Annotated in this window: 3 protein-coding genes and 2 pseudogenes; 2 read left to right on the top strand and 3 right to left on the bottom strand. The window is 39.9% G+C overall.

The window, feature by feature from the left end:
• Positions 1–104: 104 nt before the first annotated feature.
• Positions 105–185, bottom strand: a pseudogene (locus H6G14_RS33935) (RRXRR domain-containing protein); the annotation flags it as partial.
• 283 nt (positions 186–468) lie between these two features.
• Positions 469–894, bottom strand: coding sequence for a GFA family protein (locus H6G14_RS32985; RefSeq protein WP_190573176.1), 426 nt, complete (start codon positions 892–894; stop codon positions 469–471).
• 386 nt (positions 895–1280) lie between these two features.
• On the opposite strand from H6G14_RS32985, the gene H6G14_RS32980 reads away from it, so the two are divergent.
• Both H6G14_RS32980 and H6G14_RS32975 read left to right on the top strand, forming a co-directional pair.
• On the top strand, positions 1281–1472 hold the full coding sequence (locus tag H6G14_RS32980) for a hypothetical protein (RefSeq protein WP_011316356.1): 192 nt from the start codon (positions 1281–1283) through the stop codon (positions 1470–1472).
• 401 nt (positions 1473–1873) lie between these two features.
• Positions 1874–2401, top strand: coding sequence for a GNAT family N-acetyltransferase (locus H6G14_RS32975; RefSeq protein ID WP_011316357.1), 528 nt, complete (start codon positions 1874–1876; stop codon positions 2399–2401).
• Between the two features lie 339 nt (positions 2402–2740).
• Here H6G14_RS32975 and H6G14_RS32970 read toward each other — a convergent pair.
• Positions 2741–3973, bottom strand: a pseudogene (locus H6G14_RS32970) (dihydroxy-acid dehydratase domain-containing protein); the annotation flags it as partial.
• Between the last annotated feature and the right edge of the window lie 106 nt (positions 3974–4079).

The following is a 4079-nucleotide window of genomic DNA, read 5'->3' as shown; positions in this document are numbered from 1 at the left end:
AGCCATGAAGCAAGTCGAGTCGAGATTGCAGCGAAATCCACTTCTACCCAAATGGGATATCTTGATTCAACCAATTTAGGTGGTAAATTCTTTTTCGGAAATCACCTTAATAATTGTCTTGCCTGTGCTGGATGAATTGGATTTAATGGTCTTTTTTCCTTATTAATTACAAACACTTTGCACATAATGCGCCTCCAATTTCTTGGGTAATGTTAGCCTGGACAATGATTTAAAGGCTTTTTATGTCAACAGCACTGGCTTAACCCATTAGACCTGTTTAACTGTTGACCCTAGAGCTACAAACTGGCTACGCATTTGCAGGTAGGATGACCTAAAAATCGTAGTGATTTAACACTTAGTCGGGTAAACTTTGGGCTTTAAAAGCCCCCACAATATTGCTCTTAGCAATAATTGGTGGTGGGTTGTTTACCTGGATGAACTTCGCACTATAAAAGTAATCGAAGAGTCTTAATTTTCTGATGTCGGTGTAAACTGTGCAAACAACTCTGCTCCTGTCAGGTTCCTAGTTTCATTAGCAAAAGAGTAATATTCGGGCTTTTCGTCGATAAAAACCTGATGTTCAAAAATTAGACCTTCTGTGTTATCGAAGAGTCCAGCAGGTATGAAGTATTGGTTATTTTGTTTCAATCTGTAAAATAGATGGCTGCCACACTTCTGACAGAATCCACGTTCCGCCCATTCGGAAGATTGATAAACGCCGATATTTTCTGTACCCTCAAAACTAACATTACTGCCACACTCAATGGCGAACATTGCTCCTCCACCCCACTTTCTACACATACCACAATGACAAGCTCCCACGATATTACTCATATTTGTTGTGGATATGTTTACCGCTTTACATAGACAACTACCTTTGACAACATTAGACATATTCTTTGCCTCTATAGCTTGAATCATCATTATTCGATTGTAGCAAGTGCCTTGTTAAGTTAAGTGAACTATGGTGATCGCCTTCTTATGATCGCCATAGTTCACTTCACAGTGTTTGAATGATATGGAATGGAAAATTCTGGCTCGCAATCTTATTGAGCCACTGCGTTGTGGAGGTTTCCTCCCTTGTAGCAAGTGGCGTTGAGACTAAGGATTTAACAATAAAGGAGCCAATGATTTCAAAACTCTAAGCTCTGTGTATAAAGAATTTCAAAGCAGGAATGTACAAATCTTTTGGTTAAGCTAATGTAAAAATAAAATAGCAGAATCAACAATTCAAACATCCAATTGATGGGCGTAATTACAAGTAATTAAAGAAGGTGACTATGACCAAACAATACATGGATTATTTAGAGTCAGTTGTTGACCAATTAACATTGGCAGCAGTTTTAGAGATGTTAGAACGAATTTGTCATAAAAAAGCCGAAAATTTGAGAACTCACTGGCAAGATGAAAATTCTGCCAAGCTTTGGGACAAAGCAGCCAGACAGATAGAACAGATAAATATTGATGTTTAATTCAGAAATATTGGGCGTTGTTGCGTGAATAAGCAAAATGGTAAATTTTACCTATCGCCGATGTTCGCTCGCCGCAAGCGCCCTGCATATGAAGACGAAAGCCTAGTACAAAGTTAAAAATTGGAACGCTTATGATGCTGCCCTCAAGCAACTAGGCAGTATAACTTTCGCTTGTGAATGAAGAGACCATCGAGCAGTGGCGCAATCAGCAAAAAACAGGGAAAAAGGTGGCAATCAAAGTAAGCTCCAAACCATTCTGGCTGGAATTGGAAGTAGCTTAACGTTCTTTCATCACTCTGGATAGATAAAAATAATTGTGCCTCAAATTTATCCAGAGTCGAATGTAATGTAAGCACAAAATTCATTGATGATATTTCGTTAAGATTGTCAACACAATACCAATGGCAAGTAATTTAGAACAAGTAAGTTTAGAGTCTAAAAGACTGATTCTACAAGTGATTTCCTGGGAATATACAGAAAATGTATTTCGAGAATTTACCAGGGAAATTACTACCTTTATGTATCCAAAGCCAGCATCTAGTCTTAGTGAAACTGAAAAGATAATCAGAGATATGATTATACAACGAGAAAATCACACTGACCTAGTATTAGTAATTCTTAAGAAAGATAATTTAGAATTTTTAGGAATTTGCGAGGTTGGTGCTATAGATACTCATACACCGGAGTTAGGAATTTGGCTTAAGAAATCCGCTCATAGTCATGGTTTTGGTAGAGAGGCAATTGATATACTAAAAAACTGGGTAGATAAAAATTTGGAATACAATTATCTTTCCTACTCTGTTGATAAAAGAAATATCCCCAGTCGGAAAATAGCAGAAAGTATTGGCGGCAAAGTAGTTCGGGAGTTTCAACAGATTAACAAGAGCGGTAATCTTCTTGATGAGGTTGAATACAGGATTTATAAATAAACGGCATCTCCGGCTAAATACGCAAAAAATACTTTTAGAATTGTTAAAATTATCGTATCTCTCCAAGCCCAGTAAATACTTCCCCGCTAACCCTTGCGGGTGTAGCGAGGGGATGATGTCAAAAATTATGGTTGGGATGCTGAATTAGACTTCTTCTTTGCTGCCAAACAAGACTTTAATTCGTTGTTCAATCTCTTCGGATGAAACATCCTCTTGATGAGTCGCAATCCACCAATAATTTCCGTTCTGTATCAATTACCCTAGACATCTCCGAAAAAGAAGCTGAAACCTTTATCTTGTCTTGGTGAAAACCTAATTTCTGGGGATGTCTCCTATATATCAATTAAACAAATCCAAATCTGTCACAGCCCCAAGACTGCTAGAAGATACCAATTTGGCATATTTCGCCAACACGCCTTTAGTGTAACGTGGTACAGGAGGTTGCCAATTAGCATGACGACGAGCTAATTCGGACTCAGATATATTCAACTGCAAGAGGCGTGCAGGTGCATCAATGGTAATACTATCGCCTTCTTCTACAAGAGCGATCGCACCACCCACTGCTGCTTCTGGAGCAACATGACCAACTACCATACCGTAAGTACCACCAGAAAAGCGCCCATCGGTAATTAATCCCACTGCATCACCCAAGCCAGCACCAATAATTGCCGAAGTGGGAGCCAACATTTCTCGCATTCCAGGGCCACCCTTGGGCCCTTCGTAGCGGATAACCAAAATATCACCAGCTTGAATTTTCCCCGCCAAAATTGCATCTAAAGAAGCTTCTTCCGACTCAAACACCCTTGCAATTCCGGTAATTACTGGTTTTTTCACGCCAGTAATTTTAGCGACAGCACCTTCTGTTGCTAGATTACCTCTGAGGATAGCTAAGTGTCCTTGAGGATACATCGGGTTATTCCAAGTCCGAATCACATCTTGGTTAGCAGAAGGTTCTTCGGGGATGTCTGCTAATATCTCTGCAATGGTTTGACCAGTGATGGTCAGGCAATCACCATGTAACAAGTTATGCACAAGTAGCATCTTCATGACTTGGGGAATACCACCAGCTTTGTGCAAATCTGTAGCGACATATTTACCACTAGGTTTTAAATCACACAAAACGGGAACACGGGCGCGGATAGTTTCAAAGTCATCCAGAGTTAACTCTACATTAGCAGCGTGGGTGATCGCTAAAAAATGCAACACTGCATTGGTAGAACCACCCACCGCCATAATCACAGAGATAGCATTCTCTATAGATTTGCGGGTGATAATTTGGCTGGGTAAGATTTGTTTCTTGATGGCTTCGACTAACACAAATGCCGATTTTTCCGTGCTGTCGGCTTTTTCGACATCTTCGGCTGCCATTGTCGAAGAATAGGGCAAACTCATTCCCAGCGCTTCAAATGCTCCCGACATGGTGTTAGCTGTGAACATTCCCCCGCAGGAACCCGCACCAGGACAAGCATGACTTTCAACTTCTAATAATTCCTTGTCGTCAATTTTTCCAGCACTGTATTGACCAACAGCTTCAAAAGAACTGACAACAGTTAAATCGCGTCCGTTGTAGTTGTGACTTGAATGAAAAAATGAGCTTTTAGCTCACATTATGCTTCACGAAGCAGATATCCATTTTATACTTCGCAAAAATAGTGAAAGTAGAAAATTTATTTTTCCA

This window comes from Nostoc parmelioides FACHB-3921 (assembly GCF_014696625.1).
GTDB lineage: Bacteria > Cyanobacteriota > Cyanobacteriia > Cyanobacteriales > Nostocaceae > Trichormus > Trichormus parmelioides.
The sequence above is the reverse complement of the archived record's forward strand: the minus strand, read 5'-3'. Positions and strand labels throughout refer to the sequence as shown.